At 52.6% G+C, this 17,992-nt stretch carries 19 protein-coding genes; 14 read left to right on the forward strand and 5 right to left on the reverse strand.

What is annotated here, in order from left to right:
• Window positions 1-72 precede the first annotated feature (72 nt).
• The 3 genes from Q394_RS0108060 to Q394_RS0108070 are packed head-to-tail and all read left to right on the forward strand — an operon-like array spanning window position 73 to window position 3,846.
• On the forward strand, window positions 73-2,373 hold the full coding sequence (locus tag Q394_RS0108060) for a molybdopterin-containing oxidoreductase family protein (protein WP_038140930.1): 2,301 nt from the start codon (window positions 73-75) through the stop codon (window positions 2,371-2,373).
• 11 nt (window positions 2,374-2,384) lie between these two features.
• Window positions 2,385-3,134: a 4Fe-4S dicluster domain-containing protein gene (locus tag Q394_RS0108065; RefSeq protein WP_028488830.1), complete on the forward strand. Its 750-nt coding sequence runs from the start codon at window positions 2,385-2,387 to the stop codon at window positions 3,132-3,134.
• Window positions 3,121-3,846 carry a cytochrome b/b6 domain-containing protein gene (locus Q394_RS0108070; RefSeq protein ID WP_028488831.1) on the forward strand — a complete coding sequence of 242 codons (726 nt, stop codon included), beginning with the start codon at window positions 3,121-3,123 and terminating at the stop codon, window positions 3,844-3,846. The genes Q394_RS0108065 and Q394_RS0108070 overlap by 14 nt, the downstream gene beginning before the upstream one ends.
• 53 nt (window positions 3,847-3,899) lie before the next feature.
• On the opposite strand, the gene Q394_RS0108075 is transcribed toward Q394_RS0108070, so the two are convergent.
• Genes Q394_RS0108075 through petA form a run of 4 tightly spaced genes read right to left on the reverse strand, consistent with a single transcriptional unit; the run spans window position 3,900 to window position 7,318 of the window.
• Window positions 3,900-4,397 (reverse strand): MOSC domain-containing protein, encoded by a 498-nt coding sequence (locus Q394_RS0108075; RefSeq protein ID WP_028488832.1) that lies wholly within the window; start codon window positions 4,395-4,397, stop codon window positions 3,900-3,902.
• Window position 4,398: 1 nt separating this feature from the next.
• Window positions 4,399-5,814 carry an alpha/beta fold hydrolase gene (locus Q394_RS22700; RefSeq protein ID WP_211248791.1) on the reverse strand — a complete coding sequence of 472 codons (1,416 nt, stop codon included), beginning with the start codon at window positions 5,812-5,814 and terminating at the stop codon, window positions 4,399-4,401.
• Window positions 5,814-6,716 (reverse strand): hypothetical protein, encoded by a 903-nt coding sequence (locus Q394_RS0108090; RefSeq protein ID WP_028488833.1) that lies wholly within the window; start codon window positions 6,714-6,716, stop codon window positions 5,814-5,816. The genes Q394_RS22700 and Q394_RS0108090 overlap by 1 nt, the downstream gene beginning before the upstream one ends.
• Window positions 6,713-7,318 carry a ubiquinol-cytochrome c reductase iron-sulfur subunit gene (petA, locus tag Q394_RS0108095; protein ID WP_051543114.1) on the reverse strand — a complete coding sequence of 202 codons (606 nt, stop codon included), beginning with the start codon at window positions 7,316-7,318 and terminating at the stop codon, window positions 6,713-6,715. Before petA ends, Q394_RS0108090 begins: the two co-directional genes overlap by 4 nt.
• 275 nt (window positions 7,319-7,593) lie before the next feature.
• Between petA and Q394_RS0108100 the strand changes: the two genes are divergently transcribed.
• From Q394_RS0108100 to Q394_RS0108120, 5 genes are read left to right on the forward strand one after another with little or no spacing between them, the layout of a single operon-like run.
• Window positions 7,594-8,937 carry a c-type cytochrome gene (locus Q394_RS0108100; protein WP_028488835.1) on the forward strand — a complete coding sequence of 448 codons (1,344 nt, stop codon included), beginning with the start codon at window positions 7,594-7,596 and terminating at the stop codon, window positions 8,935-8,937.
• A 3-nt stretch (window positions 8,938-8,940) separates the two neighbouring features.
• Window positions 8,941-10,164, forward strand: a complete 1,224-nt coding sequence (locus tag Q394_RS0108105) for a hypothetical protein (RefSeq protein ID WP_028488836.1) — start codon at window positions 8,941-8,943, stop codon at window positions 10,162-10,164.
• A gap of 10 nt (window positions 10,165-10,174) precedes the next feature.
• Entirely contained in the window at window positions 10,175-10,657 is a 483-nt protein-coding gene (locus Q394_RS0108110) for a c-type cytochrome (protein WP_051543117.1), read from the forward strand.
• Window positions 10,654-12,006 (forward strand): NAD(P)/FAD-dependent oxidoreductase, encoded by a 1,353-nt coding sequence (locus Q394_RS0108115; RefSeq protein ID WP_028488838.1) that lies wholly within the window; start codon window positions 10,654-10,656, stop codon window positions 12,004-12,006. Before Q394_RS0108110 ends, Q394_RS0108115 begins: the two co-directional genes overlap by 4 nt.
• A complete protein-coding gene (locus Q394_RS0108120; RefSeq protein WP_028488839.1) occupies window positions 12,003-12,707 on the forward strand; it encodes a c-type cytochrome in 705 nt (234 codons plus the stop codon). The genes Q394_RS0108115 and Q394_RS0108120 overlap by 4 nt, the downstream gene beginning before the upstream one ends.
• A 46-nt stretch (window positions 12,708-12,753) precedes the next feature.
• Here the strand turns inward: Q394_RS0108120 and Q394_RS0108125 are convergent, their stop codons facing one another.
• Entirely contained in the window at window positions 12,754-13,374 is a 621-nt protein-coding gene (locus Q394_RS0108125) for a hypothetical protein (RefSeq protein ID WP_028488840.1), read from the reverse strand.
• Window positions 13,375-13,510: 136 nt separating this feature from the next.
• On the opposite strand from Q394_RS0108125, the gene Q394_RS0108130 reads away from it, so the two are divergent.
• From Q394_RS0108130 to Q394_RS0108155, 6 genes are all read left to right on the forward strand, one after another.
• Window positions 13,511-13,786, forward strand: a complete 276-nt coding sequence (locus Q394_RS0108130) for a DUF3817 domain-containing protein (protein WP_028488841.1) — start codon at window positions 13,511-13,513, stop codon at window positions 13,784-13,786.
• Window positions 13,787-13,868: 82 nt separating this feature from the next.
• Entirely contained in the window at window positions 13,869-15,191 is a 1,323-nt protein-coding gene (locus tag Q394_RS0108135; RefSeq protein ID WP_028488842.1) for a hypothetical protein, read from the forward strand.
• Window positions 15,192-15,317: 126 nt separating this feature from the next.
• Window positions 15,318-15,962 carry a Tll0287-like domain-containing protein gene (locus tag Q394_RS0108140; RefSeq protein ID WP_245606751.1) on the forward strand — a complete coding sequence of 215 codons (645 nt, stop codon included), beginning with the start codon at window positions 15,318-15,320 and terminating at the stop codon, window positions 15,960-15,962.
• A gap of 115 nt (window positions 15,963-16,077) precedes the next feature.
• A complete protein-coding gene (locus tag Q394_RS0108145; protein WP_028488844.1) occupies window positions 16,078-16,782 on the forward strand; it encodes a Crp/Fnr family transcriptional regulator in 705 nt (234 codons plus the stop codon).
• A gap of 3 nt (window positions 16,783-16,785) precedes the next feature.
• Window positions 16,786-17,517 (forward strand): arginyltransferase, encoded by a 732-nt coding sequence (locus Q394_RS0108150; RefSeq protein WP_156946775.1) that lies wholly within the window; start codon window positions 16,786-16,788, stop codon window positions 17,515-17,517.
• An 87-nt stretch (window positions 17,518-17,604) separates the two neighbouring features.
• Window positions 17,605-17,964 carry a hypothetical protein gene (locus Q394_RS0108155; protein ID WP_028488846.1) on the forward strand — a complete coding sequence of 120 codons (360 nt, stop codon included), beginning with the start codon at window positions 17,605-17,607 and terminating at the stop codon, window positions 17,962-17,964.
• Window positions 17,965-17,992 lie beyond the last annotated feature (28 nt).

Here is a 17,992-nt window from a genome sequence, read left to right on the forward strand (position 1 = left end):
CAAAGTGCTGGGGTTTGCATCCGCGCAGAATAGCGATATTACAACCGCTAAACAGTTCGCTAGGAGTAAATCGTGCATAACCCTGACAAGCCGGGTAGTGTTTCGCGCCGTGGTTTTTTGAAAAGCATGGCGGGCGCTACCGCATTATCTGCCGCTGCCCTCACCACTGATGCGCAAGCACGCATTAACGCACCCCATGACCTCGAAACCCTGAAAGATTACGAGGAACATTGGGGTTTCTGCGACATGTGCTACTGGCGCTGCGGGCTGAAAGTACGTTCCCGCGACGGCAAAGCCTTCAAGATCGACGGTAACCCGGAGCACCCGCTCAATCGCGGCGTCGTGTGTGGCAAGGGTAATGCCGGTATTCAGGTGGCATTTGCCCCCAACCGTCTCAAACAACCGCAGGAACGTGTCGGTGCTCGCGGCGACAACAACTGGCGACCGATTCCGTGGGACGAAGCACTCGACAAAGTGGCGCACGAGCTCAATAAGGTCAAGGAAAAATACGGCCCGCAGGCGCTGGTGATGATCGGTCACGGCACGTGGGAAAAGCCTTATCACCGCCTTTCCCACGCCTTCGGCACACCCAATACCACCAGCCCGGTTTTTGGCCTGTGCTGTGGGCCGCGTGGTGTTTCCAATACGGTCATTACCGGGCGCAACCTGACCGGCAACGAAACCATTGATCTGGAAAACTGCAAATACTTCCTGATGATGGGGCGCAACGTCACCGAATCGCTGCACAACGGCGAAACCCTCGGCTGGATCGACGGGGTGGCCAATGGCGCGAAAGTGGTTTATGCCGACCCGCGTTACACCGTGACCGCCTCCAAGGCTGACGAATGGCTGGCTATTCGCCCACTGACCGACCACGCTTTCCTGCTGGCGCTGATTCATACCGTCATTAAAGGTGAACTGTACGACAAGCAGTTTGTTGCCGAATACGTTGACGGGCTGGATGAACTGACCGCTAGGGTCGAGAAATACACCCCGGAATGGCAGGAAGAAATCACCACCATCCCGGCAGAAACCGTGCGCCGCATTGCCCTGGAAATGGCGCAGAAAGCCCCCGCCGTCTTCGTCTACAGCCCGCGCCGTCTTACCCGCAGCGCTAACGATCTCGGCACTGGCATGAGTATCACCATCCTCAACACGCTGTTCGGGGTGTGGGATCGCAAGGGCGGCATTTTCACCCCGCAAACCATCAAAGTGCCGGAAATTGATCTGCCGGAATTCCCGCACGCCCACGTAGCTCGCAGCGAAACCGGCGGCGATTTCGATTTTGCACAAAACCCCTTCGCTACCGATGAAGAAGGCAAGGTGCAACGCGCCGACGGTGCAGGTGTACAAGGCCGTTGGCCACTCGCCAACCCGCAATACGGCCTTACCAACGAAATGTGGCGGGCGATGGCGGAGCAAGACCCGTATCCGTTGAAAGCCTTGCTGACCGCAGGCGGCAACGGTTTCACCAACAGCACCGACTACGACACCGTGCGCAAAGCGCTGATGAACATGGATTTTTACGTCGCCGCTGACGTAATGCCCAACGAAATGAACAGCTACGCCGACATCCTGCTGCCGGAAGCCAGCTATCTGGAGCGCTACGATGACCTGCAAATTGGCGGCGCACGCGAAGGTTTCATTGCCCTGCGCGAACCGGCGATGCAGCCGTTGCACGGCACCAAAGGTTCGTGGGACATCTGCAAGGAACTCTCCAAACGCATGGGTCTGGAAGCCTATTTCCCACACGAAACCGTCGCCGACATGCTGGATGACCGCCTGAAAAAAGCCGGGTATTCGCTGGCTGAACTGAAGGAAAAAGGCATCATCAAAAAACCTGCTGACCCGGCCATCAACTTCCCGCGTGAAAACGGCGGTAAGTCAGTCTTCCCAACCCCAAGCGGCAAGGTCGAGCTGATTCCCAGCCAGTTGAAAGCCTTGGGCATGGAAGACGCGATTGAGTGGGAGGAGCAGCCACGCCCTCAAGAGGGGCAGTTCCATTTCACTTTCGGGCGGGTCGGCTACCACACCCATGCGCGTACTCAGGACAATATCTGGCTAAACTATTTCATGCCGGAAAACGTGTTGTGGATACACCCCGAGGCGGCTGAAAAACTCGGCATTTCCAACGGCGACATGGTGGATGTGCAGGACACCAAAGGGCGCGGCGGCAAGATCAAGGCTAAGGTCACGCCCCGCATCCGCCCGGATACGGTGTTCACGGTGCACGGTTTTGGTCACTGGGACAAGCGCATGACCACGGCGGTCGGTAAAGGCTTGTCAGATTCATTGCTGGCTTCTGATACCCGCGAAAAACACATTGGTAGCATTTCCATGGGCACATCCATGGTCACGCTCAGCAAGGCATAAGGAGAAATATCATGGTTGCGAAATATGTCATGCTGGCGGATACCACCCGCTGTATCGACTGCAAGGCGTGCGAAGTCGCCTGCCGTGCCGAGTGGGATACCCCGCTGGGCTATTCCCGCGATTGGGTCAAACAGGTCGAATACCTGAACGATAAAGGGATGCCAGAATTACAGGTTTTTCCCGGACGTTGCCAGCATTGTGACGACCCGCCTTGCGTCGAGGTTTGCCCCTCCGGCGCGTCGTGGAAACGTGAAGACGGCATTGTGCTGGTGGACGACAGCACTTGTTCCGGGTGCGAGTTGTGCGTTCCGGCTTGCCCGTATGATGCCCGTTGGTTAAACCCTGTGACTAACACCATCAGCAAATGCACTTTCTGTCAGCCGCGTATCGACAAGGGTTTGCAGCCTGCTTGCGTGCAGACCTGTGTGGGTCATGCACTGATTTTTGGCGATGCCAATGATCCGAATTCCGAGGTTTCCAAGCTGTTGCAGGAAAAGGAATGGCAGCGTTTGGTGACGGAGGAGGTCAACATCGGCCCCAACCATTATTACTACACCGCTGGCAAGGCGATTCCCGCCGACGTGATGCCGAAACTGAAAGAGCGTCATCTGGCGGGCAAGGCGATTGAAAACATTGTGAATCCGCTCGGTACGATCGGTATCGGCGGGATGATGGCGGTATTCCTTGGCGCAGGTATCAAGAAACTGGTCGACCGCCGCAAAGATGTGAGTGCAAAGGAGAGTAGCCATGAACAGCACTAAACCGACCATCAAGGTTCGCACCAAAGATGTGATTTTCATCCACTGGTTCAACGCTTTTTTCTGGCTGGCGCTGGTGCTGACCGGGTTTGGGATTATCTCCGGTGATTTTGTGCGGCTGGCTCCGGCGTTCTGGCCGACGTTCATGCAAAACCTGTTGGGTGGCAATGACAATCTGGCCTTGATGCACGCGATTGGCGGCATTGTCTGGTCAGGGGTGATTGCACTCTATGCGCTGCTGAATTTCAAGCGGGTGGTGCTGCCCTTCCTGAAAAACGTGCTGGTGCTGACGCCGAAAGCGGCCATTGCGGATCTGAGTTCCATGACCATTACGCTGGCGCATTTGTTTGGCTTGTTGAAGAACAAATCCGTGCCGCCGCAGGGGCGTTACAATGGGGCGCAGCGGCTGTTGGGGACGATGATTATTGCCTGTTCGGTGGGGATTGCTGTGACCGGGTTGTATCTGTTCTTTGCGCCGATGCTGTTTGAGTTTTCGAGTTCAGCACTGTTTGGGCTGGCGTTCCGCTGGGCATTGGTGATCCATGTGGCGGCGGTGCTGCTGGTGTTGTTGGGGCTGGTGGCGCATATTTATTTCGCCGTGGTGGAGGAGCCGGAGTCGTTAGAAACGATGAAGTCGGGTGAGGCGGAAGTGGCTTTCATCAAGCATCATAATCCGTTGTGGTATGCGGAGTTGCAGCGCGAAGGGAAGGTCTGAACCGGGATTTTTCGGGTTTTTGGGATTAGCCTGATTGGAGTGGTGGGCTTCGATCAGGCTATTGATGGCTTGTCTGCTTCAATAATAAGTTCATCACCCACCGTGATAATCCCACTCTCCAGCACCCGCAAACACACCCCACTATTCAAGCCCATTGCCTTGGTCATGTTTTCCCCGGTCAATTGGTTGATATAGCCGCAGGGTGGGCGCGGTTTGTGGTACTCAAACAGGGCGGAGCCAATCCGAAAACGCTTGCCGCGCAACGTATTGGTTTTCAAACCGGAAACCACCAGATTACGCCGATGCTCGCCGTTTTCCAGTGGAACCGGCAGGCGCTTGCGAGTTTGGTGCAGGTCGTGTTCTGAAATCAGCGTGACCTGACAGCTTTCTACCGGATGCCAGTAACCTTTGCCCGCGTGGTAACGGTCGCCCACCAAGCCCTTGCCCAGCTCAGCACTGGCAGACTCAACCGCCAATATTTCCCCGCCACCCTGAGCCGTAAGGTAGATATGCGTCAGGTGCGGAGTAGGGCGGCGAAAAAAGGGAAACATCCTAAAGCTGTTTCACCACATCCAGCATGGCTTGGGCGTGTCCCGGCGGGTTAACCTGATACAGCGCTTCGACCAGCATTCCCGCCTTATTGATGACGAAGGTGGAGCGCACGATACCCATCTTTTTCACCCCGTTCTTTTCCTTTTCCTGCCACACGCCGTAAGCGTCACAGACTTCGCCAGAAGTGTCGGCTAACAGATCCACTTTCAAGCCAAACTTCTCAATGAATGCCTGATGGCTGCCGCAATCATCCTTGCTCACGCCGATTACAACAGCATCATGTGCAGCAAATTCAGCCGCCAGTGCGGTGAATTCGTTGGCTTCGATGGTACAGCCGGGGGTGTCGTCTTTCGGGTAGAAGTACAGCACGACGTGTTGTTTGCCTGCAAAATCGGCCAGTGACACGGTGTCGCCGTGCTGGTTGGGGGAACTGAAAGCAGGGGCGGGCTGGTTGGTTAGTAACATCAGGGAATCTCCGTATACAGACAGGGGAATTCGCCGCATTGTATAAGACCTAGCTTCCGTGGACGAATGCGGAGGTGCGCGATGGGGTTTTTGGTCAGTCGATACGCTGAAACCGGCGCGTCGCAAGAACACCAGCAAGTCCGCTGCATGTTGCTCAATTTTATCGACGGATGCGTGCCCGGCGTCTGCTACTTCCAGCAGGGAAATGTTGTCGCGGCTGCAATGGGCAAGCATGGCGTGCGCATCAGCGAGGGGGACAACCTGATCAGCCGTGCCATGCACCAACAGCAAGGGGCAATGTATTTTGCAGATGCTGCTAATGGGGGCGATGCTACTGAAAGTGTGACCGATGACCCACTGGACATAGCGATTCACCAACCAGATGATCACGCCGGGTAGCCTGATTTGCTGCAAATGGCGGCGCATAACCCATTCCGGGTGCGCAAAAGCGGAAAGGCTAATAATGGCACTAATGTCAGCACGCAGCGAGGCTTCCAGCAACACCGCCCCAGCGCCCACTGAATGCCCCAATAACGCCAGCTTGCTACAGGCTTGCGGGTGCGTGGTTTGCAACCAGTCTATGGCGTGCCCTAAATCTTCGGCAAAGCGCGGCAGGGAAGAAAAGCTGTGTGCGTCACTTTGCCCGTGGTTACGCGCATCCAACAGCAGCACGTTCAAACCTGCGCGGCGCAAAGGCGCGGCGATGGGTAACATCAATTCCGCATTGCTGCCCCAGCCGTGCAGGATAATGATGGTTTGCTCGGTATTCCCGGCAGGCAGGAACCACGCAAACAAGCGTTTGCCCGCGACGCTGGGAATCCACACCTGCTCAAAGGCAAAGCCGTGATCCTGCGGGGTTCCCTGTTCCCGTTGGCGCGGTGCGCGGAACCCCCAGTGGATCACCAACATGAACAGGGCAATGATCCCGACGGCTAGCAGCGCCAAGGTCATCAGAAGTCGTAACCTGCGCCGATAAAGGTGCTGGAATGCTCAAAGTCTGCGTCCATCACGCCGGGAACATTGAAGACACCGACCGGGGTAGTCACCTCGGCGCTATCGTAATCCCAGCGGCTTTGGGTATGCCCGATGCTGATGAAGGCATTTTTCAGTGTCGGCTGGTGCAGTAATGCTGCTGGTCTGATTTTGGCGGACACTTCGACGGTGCGATAAGTGCCCTCCATATCAATGCCTGAGCCGATGATGCCGTTATCCATTTCCCCGGTTTGATGGTTGAGGGACGCGCCACCAGCAACTTCTAGCCACGGAGTAGCTTGATAGCTGCTTTGCACGCCGACCCCGGCTTTGTAAGTGGTGATGTCGGTATCAAAGGTATCCAACGCATCCATGACGAAGTTGGCGGTCGACAGCTTGAAGTTGCGCACTTCCATGAAAGGTGTGCTAACGCCGGTATTTACGCCTACCCCGATATGCCCTTTGGGGGTTTTGACCATATCATAGCCCATGCCCACATCCACATTCAGGCCGTGGATACGGTAATCCGCAGGCACGGGTAACGGGGTGTTATCCGCCACCAGATCGGTCATGCTGCTGTTGATGCCGGGGAGTTTGGTGCGTAACGGCAGGCTAGAAAAGTCTGTCATTTTGTTGACCGTATCCGAATCGAAATAATCGGCGCGGAACTGGTAATACAGGCGCGAATCACCCAGATTTTTATGCGGCTCGGCGAGGGTCAGAGTATCCACGGACAGCGTGGTATCCATGCTGACCAAGGGGGCAGCCACGCCCATGTCGAAATCACCGCTGCCGTAGCGCAATTCCAGCGCATGAGCGGGCAAGGCGCTTGCCCATGCAATACCGGCAAGGGCAAGCGATTGGCTGCTGGATAATGTCATGCAAGTTTCCCGTCTTCGCCGACTAACAAGGTGGAATCATCCTTGAAGTAATAAGGCGGTACAACCAGATTGGTCGCAGCAGGGACGTTTTTGTAAACCCGCCCGGCAAGGTCAAAGCGTGAACCGTGGCAAGGGCAATACCAGCCGCCTTTCCATTCCGCACCCAAGTCTTCGGGCGCAACTTCCGGGCGGTAGGTAGGGGAACAGCCCAAATGGGTGCAAATGCCGACCAGTACCAGATATTTCGGGTTGATGGAACGGTGTGCATTTTGGGCGTAAGCCGGTTGTTGTCCGACAACCTCTGAGGAAGGATCCCGCAAATTGGCATCGTTACCCGGCAGGTTTGCCAGCATTTCATCGGTGCGATTCACCACCCAAACGGGTTTGCCGCGCCAGATAACACGCAGCAATTGCCCCGGCTCTACTTTACTGATGTTGATTTCCACGGGAGCGCCCGCCGCGAGGGTACGGGCGCTAGGCTGCCATGAGGAAATAAAAGGGGTAGCAACAGCGGCTACGCCTGCGGCTCCGACGACGGAAGTAGCGGCGACCAGCAGGCGGCGGCGCGTCGGGTTGAATTCATTGATGGCAATAGTTGTCATGTGCAAAAGACTCCAGAAAATACTGTAAATAAGGTAATAACCTAGCAAAATACTCAGTTACGTCACCACCCGCATTGAAAAATGGCAAACGGGCGCAAAGATTTTTTCGATTGATTTTTGTCAAAAAAGCTAATATTTAAGTATTTTTGATAGATTTTTTAGATTGTTTTAAAAATATCAAAGTAATTTACTGGGAAAAGCTGGAATCTCCCCCCTGAGCTTTAGGGTACAAAAGGCTTCGCTGGCTTTTTGTTTTGGAAAACAAGGAGATTTCTATGGAAATGCTCGGGTTATATCCCACGTGGTTAGAGCCAATGTTGGGAAGTGGCTGGGTTGTCGCTGTCATTTCAACCATCCACGTGTTGGCATCGCACACCTCGGTTGGTGCAGCAATGGTCTTCGCCTATCTCGCTGTGGTCGCTTATCAGCAAGATAAGCCTGAATTACTCGATTACATTAAAAAATATGGTTTGTTCCTATTGGTATTTTCTTATGTGATTGGTTCTATTACTGGCCCTGGTATCTGGTTTTCGACCACGGTGGCTAGCCCGCGCGGGATTTCAGCATTGATTCACAGCTTCGTGTGGAAGTGGGCAACTGAGTGGGTGTTCTTTGTTATCGAGGTAGTCGGTGTCTATCTGGTGGTCTATCTGGTCGGTAAAGTTGACCAGAAAACCCACATGCGCATTGCTGTGATCTTCGGGTTGGCGTCTTACACCACCATGTTGATCATTATTGGTATTCTTTCCTTTATGATGTGGCCGGGCAAAGAAGTCTGGTTCACTGAGGGCGGCTATCTGAATGGCTTCTACGGTGCAAATACCTTTGCACAGTTGGCGATGCGCACCGCGTTCATGTTCACCATGACGGCGGTAGTCGGTGGCATTGTGGCTTCGGGTATCAAGGAGCTTGCTTTCAAGAAAGCCATGTTGCGTCGTTTGGCAGTGTTGGGGATTGTGTCCACACTGGCAGGTTCGCTGCTGTTCCAGTGGTATTTGCATACGTTGCCGGAACAGGCGCATATCGTGTTGGAAAACCGTTTGCCGGATTATTTCCAGCCTGCATTGATGATGGTGTTGAGCGGTATTTTGGCGTATTTCCTGTTCACCCTGATCCAACCGCGTTTGATTGTGCCTGCTATTGCTGGTGTGATGACTGTGGCTATTCTGGTCTTCGGTTTGTGGCCTGAAGAAGTGGCGCGTGAATCCATCCGCAAGCCCTTCGTGGCTGGGCAATATGTTTATTCCAATCAGGTCATTGCGCGGGATGTACCAGGTATGGGGATCAAGTCCGAAATTCCCTTGCTGGAGGACAAAGGTTTTCTGAAAAGCCATGTGTTCTTGCCGGAAAACCTGCGTACCGTTACGCCGGATAATGCTCGGGCGGTGGGTCATGCGTTGGCATTGACTGCGTGTTCTAACTGCCATTCCTTGACCGATACGGGGATTCGTCCCTTGGCAACGTATTTCGGTGGTAATAGCGATGTGGGCGAGATTAAGGATTATCTGTTGGGTGCATTGGCGACGGGCAATACCTTGTACATGCCCAAAATTCCGTTGACCGATGTGGAAGCTGAAGCATTAGCGGTTTACATCGGCGCGTTGGATGGGGAGAAGTAAACCATGAATACAGAAATGTTATATGCCTTGCGGGACGTGGCAGGTGTGCCATCGCACCCGGTGTTGTTCCTGATTTTGGGGGTGCTGACGTTTGCGTTGCATATCCTTACGGTACAGGTGATGTTGGGTGCATCCGGTTTGGTGATTTGGGGGGCATTATCCAAAGACGCTTACAAGCGCCAACTGGCGCAGGCCATGCTGGGAACTGCGAAAATTGCGGTGTCGGTTGCGGTGGTATTAGGGGTTGCGCCGTTGCTGTTCGTGCAGGTGATTTACGACCCGTTCTGGTACACCTCCAATGTGCTGTCGGCGACGTGGGTCATTGGTTTTATCGTTATTCTCACGGTTGGCTATTTGCTGATGTATTTTTTCTACGCGAAAAATCATCATCTGGCGACGCAGAAAACGGTTTGTCCGGGTTCGATGATCCTTTCGCTGGCATTGATGTTGGTCGTAGGTTTCATTATGCATGTGCTAGTGGTGCAAATGCTGTCGCCGGATCAGTGGATGCAGTGGTATGCGCCCAACGGTGAGATTGATGCCAGCGGACGTGGCTTACATGCTTACAATCTGTGGCGTTTTGCCTTTTTTATTAGCCTGTCGGTGCTGGTCATTGGTAGCTGGCTATTGGCTTACCGTCATTACATCAGCCATCGCACGGATGTGGATAGTGGCTATCTGCAATGGTTGAAAGGGCTGGCGGGAGCGTTGAGTCTCGCAGGCGGCATCCTTGCCATAGGGTTTGGCATTGGCTGGATGCTAACCCTGCCAGAGAGTCAAGCCAGTTTCGGGTTCTCTCCTTGGGTTTGGTTGGCAGCGCTTATGATTGCCCTAACGGCTGTCATGCCGAAACTCATGGGTAACAAGGTCAATGCCCCATTATTTGGTTACGGCTTGTTCGGGCTGGCTGCCGTGGCATTGATTCTGGTGGCTGTCGCGCGGGAAATGCTGCGCTGGAATATTCTGTTCGGTGACTTTGGTTACAACGCGCTGGATTACGCGGTCAATATGGACTGGTATAGCACCTTGCTGTTTTTCGGTACGTTTTTAATTATCGGTGGCACGGTGCTGGCCTATTTCCTCACGGTTGCGTGGCAAGCAGGTCAGACGGATGGGGTGTATACACCATCCCCAGCGGTTACGCGTTTGGGTAATCTTTCCATCATTCTCATCACGCTGTGGATTATCCATTTCTTCGTGTTGGGTTTGTGGGTCTGGCTGGGTTAAGGGGGCAAGCATGAAATTACAATACACCTTATGGCCGCTGCTGTTGCTTGCCCTGTTAGGCAATGCGCAGGCTGACGGTAAAAAAGTGCTGGAAAAAGTGGAGAAGACAGCCAAAGCACCGGTGGCGGATAGCCTTTCTAAAGATGAACTGCGTGAAATGATTCGTGAGCTGATTCAGGAGGAAATCGCTAATGTGCAGCCCGTTAATACTGCGCCTGCCCAGCCGCTTACTCCGGTGAGTGCCGCAAAAGCGGGTGAGCTTATGGCGCATACCTGTGCTGGTTGCCACGGCACGAATGGCACTTTGGCGAATGAAGCCTTTATGCCCTTAGCGGGGATGCCGGAGCAGGAGTTCGTGCAAACCATGCTGGATTTTCGTGATGATCAACGCCAGTCCACCCTGATGGGTACGGTTGCCAATGGTTTGTCTGAAACACAAATTCGTGAAATGGCGAGTTATTTTGCTCAAGTACCGATGGAGGTATCCCCATGAACCTGAGTCGACGTAATTTTCTGGGGCTGTTAGGGGCGACTGCTCTTGCTGGTGCGTTTCCCCTGCGTAGTGCGTTTGCCGGGGCGCAAGCACATGTGGTGATTATTGGTGGCGGGGTAGGCGGCGCAACGACCGCAAAATACCTGCGCATGTTCGACCCTAACCTCAAGGTGACGGTCATTGAAAAGAACCCTGTTTACATTCGCCCTTACGGTTCGTCCGAAGTCGTTACTGGGCACATCAGTATGGATGAGCTGAACGTCAGTTATGAAGCGCTGAAATCCCGATACGGTGTGAATGTCATCATCGACGAAGTGACCGGGTTTGACCCAGACAAGCGCAGCGTCAAGCTCAAGGGTGGGCGTGGAGTACGTTACGATAAGCTGGTGGTGTCGCCGGGTATTGAATTGCTGTACGACAAGTTGGCAGGTTATTCCCAAGCCATTGCGGAGAGTAAAGTGCCTTCTGGCTGGATTCCGGGGGCGCAAACCGCGTTACTGGCAGAACAGCTCAAGGCTATGCCGCAAGGGGGCACGTTCTTGATGGTTGCGCCACCGAACCCTTACCGTTGTCCACCAGGGCCGTACGAGCGCCCGGCCTTGGTGGCGGAATGGTTGCAAAAGCATAACCCGACGGCAAAAGTGATTATCACTGACCCGAAAGACAAGTTCGTGACTGACCAAACCATGATGCTGGGCTGGAATCGCCTGTATGACTTCACTATTCCCAAGCCATTCCTCGAAGGCATTCCCGCTAGTGTGGAGGTTAAGCAATATAGCCAGCCGGGCATTCTGGAATGGATTCCTGCTAAAGATGGTGGCACGCCAGTGTCGTTGGATGTTGCTAACAAGACGCTAAAAACCGAGGGTGGTGACATCAAGGCTGATGTGATCAATATCGTGCCAGCGATGCGTGCGGGCAAGATTGCCAAGGCGATGGGGCTGACGGATGACAAGGGTTGGTGCCCGAATAACCGTAAAACCTTCGAGTCAACCTTGCACCCGCATGTGCATGTGATTGGTGATGCTTGCCATGCTGATGCTATGCCCAAATCCGGTTTCTCGGCGAATACACAGGCGAAATCGTTGGCGCGGGCTTTGGTGGAGTTACTTGCTGAGCGCGATGCACCTGTGCCGGTTTGGGAAAATACCTGTTACGCGCTGGCTGGTTCGGATTATGGGCTCTACGTTGCCGATGTATTCGAGCTGGATGAGGCCGCAAACAAGATTAACCGCGTAGGCAAGTTCAATCGCTACCTGCGGCTGGATGCTACCCCGGCACAAATTCGCATGGGTGCGGTGTACCAGCAGGCTTGGCTGAAATCCTTTACGGAGGACTGTTTCGCATGAATCTTTTCAACTATTCCTTGAGTGCCGTGGTGGGTGTTGTGGTATTGGCCTCCAGCTGGGCGTGGGCAAACGAGGCGGCTCAGGATGCCGCCGCCCCGCAACATTGGAAACCGTCTAGCTTGCGCGTGGCTTTGACTGCGATGCCCACAGGTGATGTGGTGCGCGGCAAGGCGCTGAATACGCAATTGATGTGCGCGTCTTGCCACGGTGAGAACGGTATTGCACCAACCCGTAATTGGCCGCATACGGCCGGACAAAAAGCTGATTACACTTACAAAATGTTGCTGGATTACCAATCTGGCCTGCGCAGCGAAGATGAGCGCAGCAAGCTGATGCTGGCGGCGGTTGAGCCCATGAGTGATCAGGATATGGCTGATGTGGCGGCCTACTATGCTAGTTTGTCTGCACATGAAGTGGCTGCTAAGGCCGAACCTCACGCCGAGGCGGAAAAGCTCGTGCGCCGGGGGGATCCGGCGCGTTTGATTACGCCGTGTGCTTCGTGCCACGGTGTGAGGGGGCAGGGCGGTAAGGCGGCAGCTCCGGCGCTGGCGGGGCAGTCGGAAAAGGCATTCATCCGCACCATGACGCTCTATAAAAGTGGTGAGCGCAATAATGATGTGAATAAAGCAATGGCACAATTCGCCGCTAAACTGACGGCTGAGGAAATCCAGCAGTTGGCGGCGTATTACCACATGCGCTAAGCACGCCTCCCCGGCTGCGGTCGGGGATGTTGGGAGCGTGAACCCATTAGCAACCGGGTGCAATCATTTCCGTTTTGTACGTAGTGTAAACACTGCTGCTGGCTGTATAAGGCCACGTAGGCCAGTCCACCCCGCCGCCATACACTGGGCTACCACTTAACCCCGCTTGTGCTGGCAAGTTATTGAACTTCAGCCACACCCGGAAATTACCTGCCCCGTGGATGGCTTCAGCGGTCTTGAGTATCGCAATCAGTGCCAGCTTTGCGGTATTTTTGGTTTTTTGCCGTCCTGCAACGGTCGAGCCATTGAAGGTGTTAAAGCTCGCCATATCCAGCGTGAAGGAGTATTCGTACACACCACTGTTGGTATAGCGATCAAAGTTATAGGTGTAGGGAATGGTCGTGGTGCCATTGACCAACAGGTTAATGTTTTGGTACGTACTCGTGCCACCTAGGATTTGGTGCAAGGTCTTGGTTTCGGAAAAAATCCCTTCCATCAAGCTTGCCAAGGGGATGCCGAATTCTGCCTCCATGAGTTGGCTATCCAGACAGATATAGCCACTTTGCGCTCGTTCGTAAGGGATGAAAAATTCGGTATATTCGGAAACGGTGGCGTTTACCCCCGCTGTGGCTGTACACAGTACAATACTGGCGAATAATCGTTTCATGGTTGTGCCCTCGCTGATCGTGAGGCGCTATAAGCGCTGACTCTATCGTTAACTATAGCTCAGTTACACGATTAACCGTACCTTTTGCACCTATGCAAAATATAGTTGCAACCTATCAACGTTAACGGGAGTTCCCATGCTGAGTAAAATTGCTATTTTGGAAGGCAGTACCTTGTTATTGCTGCTATTTCTGGCTGTTCCTGCCAAACGTTTGTTTGGTTATCCTGAAGCGGTGACACTGATGGGTTCCATCCACGGTGCGGCTTTCATCATTTATGTTGTGACCCTGCTGGCTTTTTTCGCGGGCAAGCACCTGAATGTGTCACAACTGGGGATGGGCTTGTTTGCTGCGTTCATTCCCTTCGGCAGTTTTGTGTTTGAGCACAAAGTGTTGAAACCACGCAAACTCTGAAGTCGATTGCTAAATCGCAAGTTATTTTTCGGTTTTTTCATGCTATAAAGCGCAACTTGGTTGCAAATTAGAGAGTGGAAACATGAAAGGAAAAATCGCTTCAGGTTTATTGCTGTTATCGGCGAATGCTTCAGCGCTGGAGCTTGAACCCATGCTGTATGTTGATTCTGTGCTGTATGGTGATTCGGAAGGCGGTGATGCAGGCAATTACGCATCAGAATCCCTTGGTGTTTACAATGTACACAGCGATAGTGAGGCTGGGCATGAAGGCCATTCGCACGGTGGCGGGTTGGAACAAGGGTTACACCTTCGCAGTATCGAAGCAGGTTTGACTTGGGAAGCCAGCGACAAGCTGGATGGGCGTATCAAGGGGGTGATCCTGCCGGAAACAGGTGAGGCCGAGCTGGAAGAAGCATGGGCACGTTACCACCTGCCCGCCAATACCAGCATCAAAGCGGGCAAGTTGTTGAGTGCTTTTGGTGCGAACAATATCCACCCGCATGAGGCTGATTTTGTGCAGCAAAACCTGCCAATGCAGATGTTATTGGATGGCGGTTTGGTCGAAAAAGGGATACAACTGGAATGGCAGCCAGACATTGCGGGAACGCACCTGACAACAGGCGTGGAGCTGTTGGATGGCGGTAATCGTGGCATCGCTGCCAAGGAAGCGAGCGTCACTGCTTACCTTACCAGTAAAGGTGGAATCGCCGACATCAATTTCCCAGAAAAGCCTGATTTCCCTCAAGTTTCGCATGTTTACCTCAAGGCAGAAAAAGACTTGAATGAGAAAAATACCCTGAGCGGCGGGGTGTCTTACCTGAAATCCAGCCAGCATCAGGAATTACACCAATACCACCCCGGCATTAACGAGGCCGACCACGGGCTGAGTGGTAAGGCCAAGATGTGGAGTGCCAGTGCAGCGTATGCACACGCTGCGGGTAAAGCTGGTGACGTGGGCAACTTCAAGGTTGAGGGGGAATACCTTTACCAGAACAAGGCGTTGACACTCAATTTTCATGAGGACAAACCGAATTTGCTGGGGCAGCCCCGTGATTTGCATGTAGACGCTTATTCGGTACAAGGTACGTACCAGATTGCGCCTAAGTGGCAGGTAGGTTTGCGTCATGAACGGGTAGGCGGTACGCATGAGGCGCGTCGCCCCAGTGTTGCACCATTCCCGACTCAGACCAGCTATTTCAATGACATGAAGCGCAATACAGTTGCAGCAACATGGCAGGCTGCTAAACAGCATCAACTACGGTTGGAGATTGCGCATAATAATGTTGATGTGGGTGAAGACACCAATGGCGATGGGCGTACTGAAGCCGTCAATAAAACGTTTGACCAATTTATGCTGCAATACCAGTGGCGTTTGGATAGCGGGCATGAGCATCACAAGCACTGAATTAACCTGCTGTTCATCCCGGATGAAGCTGGGGTGGCGGATAATTTTTGATTTTTTTCAATGCAAGCAAGCTGTGATTTAGGCAGTTTGTTTACAGTGTTTTAGGTTATTTTTCTAAAAGGTATCATGATGAACAAGTATGTAGTAATGGTTAGCTTGGCAGTATTGCTGAGCGCGTGTGGCGAAAAAGCCGAGAAAGCCGAAGCTCCGGCGGAAGCCCCGAAAGCGGCTGAACAAGCACAGCAAGCGGCTCCGGCTGCTGCCCCAGCCATTGATCAGGCCGCACTGGCAGAAGAAGCCAAGTCAGCCGTACAAGCCTTGGGCGGCACACTCAAAGGTGAGCTGGAAGCCGCCATGAAAGCTGGTGGCCCGGTAGAAGCGATGAGCATTTGCAATACCCGAGCGCCAGAAATTGCCAAGGCAGTCTCTGCGGAAAAAGGTCTGCAAGTCAGCCGCGTCAGCCTGAAAAACCGCAACCCGGTCATGGGCAAGGCCAATGAATGGCAAACTGCTGTGCTGAATGATTTTGAAGCCAAGAAAGCCGCTGGTGCAGACCCGGCAATGCTGGCTCATGCTGAAATCGTGGGCGGTGAATTCCGTTTCATGAAAGCTATCCCGACCGGCGAAGTTTGCCTGGCGTGCCACGGCACAGATCTTAGCCCGGCAGTCACCGCTAAGCTGACTGAGTTGTACCCTGAAGACAAAGCCACGGGTTACAAGGCAGGTGATTTGCGCGGTGCGTTTGTTGTTGTGAAAAATCTCACGCAGTAACGCTGGCTTCTTGCTATACCCTCTCCATACACTTAGTCTTTGTTCTCAAGGTCGAACACCGTAATATTGACACTGGTGTTTGACCGTGGTGGAAGCACAACACTAAGGAGAGGGTATGTCAAATCTTAAAGGCAGGGGACACTGCCAATCCTGCCAAATCCGGCATTTGAGCATTTTTGCCCAATTGCCGATGGATCGTTTGATCGAAATACAGGCGTTCCAACCGTCTGTAGTGACTTATTCTGCTGATGAAACGGTTTACTATCAGGGGGATGCCTCCCTGAATGCCTTCACCTTGCGCAAAGGCTTGGTTAAGCTGATTAAAACCCTACCGAACGGACGTACCCAGATTGTACGGGTGCTGCGTACTGGCGATTTGTTTGGTTTCGACGGTTTTGCCGGGGAATCTTATAACCATACCGCTATTCCCTTGAGTGAAATTGAAGTATGCCGTCTGCCCTTACAAGATTTGACGGAACTGAAAAAACAAAACGCTGAAATTGAAAACACCATGATGAAGCGCTGGATTCAGCATTTACGCGAAGCTGAGGACATGATGCTGGAGTTGGGGGCGAAAAAAGCCGCTGAGCGTCTGGCTTCTTTTCTGATCCGCTGGTGTGAAAACAATAACGGTGGCTGGGTTCCGTTACCACTCTCGCGTGCGGAAGTGGGGGAGTTGCTGGGCTTGACGATTGAAACCGTGAGCCGCTTTTTGTCCGAGTGGAAACGTCAAGGTTTCCTTAATGAGCAGCGAGGTAGTATTCAACTGGAAAATGTTGAGGGTTTACGTAAAGCTGTTTGTTCTAATGGGAGCTGTTGAGTCATGAATCGGATGTCAGCGGAAGCAAGCTTGAACCTTTATATTACCGCTGTGCATCCTTGCCCTTATTTGCCTGAGCGTGAAGCGGTGAACCTGTTGGTTGACCCGTGTTATAAGATGACGGTCGATTTATACGGTCGGTTGTTAGAAAGTGGTTTTCGGCGCAGTGGTACGGATGTTTATCGCCCTCATTGTAAAAGTTGCAGTGCTTGTGTTTCCAGCCGGATTCCTGTTGACGATTTTAAACCCAACCGTTCTCAGCGCCGTAATTTACAGCTGAATAAAGACCTGAGGGTAATTATTCAGCGTAAGCGCTTTAAATCAGAATATGATGATTTATATCGGCGCTATATAGGTCAGCGTCATGCGGGCGGGGGAATGGATAAAGACAGTGTTACTACTTTTGCTGGATTTTTGCTAGCAGATTGGTGCCAAACACTATTGGTTGAATTTTGGGATGATCAGCGCTTGTTGGCAGTGGCGGCAGTGGATGAATTGAAAAATGGATTGTCATCCGTTTATACCTTTTTTGATCCTGAAGAGGGAGAGGCGCGTGGCTTAGGGACGTTCGCCGTACTGTGGCAAATTGCTCACGCTCGCCAGTGTGGTTTAGCCTTTGTTTACCCCGGTTACTGGATCGCTGAGTCGCCTAAAATGTGTTACAAAACTCGCTTTCAGCCTATTGAAGGATTGATTAATGGTAGTTGGAATAGGTTAACTTCTGAAGGGAAGTAACCGTTCATCGATGGTTCACGAGATCACTGTATCATTTATAATATTTATGATAACTTTCAGCCATTGGTGGGTCTCGGGAATACAACTATGATTAAAACATTTACCCTAAGTGCGATTGACCATGATCAAGCAACGCCTGAAAGTGGTTTGATTATTTGGCATGTTATGGATGAAAATAATCGCAAACGTTTGGTGAAAGCGACGACTGAATTAAGTCGGCAAGGTTTTATTAAAACAATTAAACCACATAATGATCGAGAAATGCCCTTGGTCGAATTATTGTCCTATTATGTGGAAGGCGAAAGTTTTAGAATTGATTTTGCCATGTTTAATGAGACGTTTGGTTATACCTCTCGCGAAGTATTTGCAGCGACACAGTATCAATCAGATACAGCTCGAGAGCGCATGAAGAAAGGCATTCGCCAGCTTTTTCATGTCCCATTTTAATATGTTGATATGCGAAGAGTAAGGGGGA

It is taken from the genome of Thiothrix lacustris DSM 21227 (assembly GCF_000621325.1).
GTDB classification, from domain to species: Bacteria; Pseudomonadota; Gammaproteobacteria; order Thiotrichales; family Thiotrichaceae; genus Thiothrix; species Thiothrix lacustris.